At 67.8% G+C, this 447-nt stretch carries 1 pseudogene; it reads right to left on the bottom strand.

The features are described 5' to 3' along the window. Positions 1–447: pseudogene (locus tag RGCCGE502_RS34390) on the bottom strand (HlyD family type I secretion periplasmic adaptor subunit); the annotation flags it as partial.

The raw sequence follows: 447 nt of genomic DNA, 5'->3' as shown, positions 1-447 counted from the left end.
TGATATCACCGAGGCGGACAGGTCGAGCGCCGCAAAGCCGACGGTTTCTGCCTCGTCGCGCTCGGCCACCAGCCTGGCATGGGCGGCGGTCAGCTGCTGCAGCTGCGCCCTGACGATCGACAGTTCGACGCGGGTCTGGGTGTCGTCGAGGACGATGAGGACGTCGCCCTTCCTGACGACGGTGCCGTTGTCGACGCGGATGGCGGCGATGATGCCGCCGTCGCGGTGCTGGATGGTCTTGACCTGCTCGGAGACAACCACCTGGCCATGGGTGATGACGGCGCCCGACAGCTTCGCCTGGGCGGCCCAGCCGCCGATGCCGAAGACCAGCACGCCTGCCAGTGCCGAGGAGGCGATAATGCGCGAGGTGATGCCGAACTGCCGGGCGTTCTGCCTGGCCTTGTCGCTGCCGGTCTTGTCGGTGCCGGCCTTGTCGCTGCCGGTTTT

This window comes from Rhizobium grahamii CCGE 502, assembly GCF_000298315.2.
Taxonomy (GTDB): Bacteria; Pseudomonadota; Alphaproteobacteria; order Rhizobiales; family Rhizobiaceae; genus Rhizobium; species Rhizobium grahamii.
Note: the sequence above shows the minus strand (reverse complement) of the source record. Positions and strands in the feature narration are given on the sequence as shown.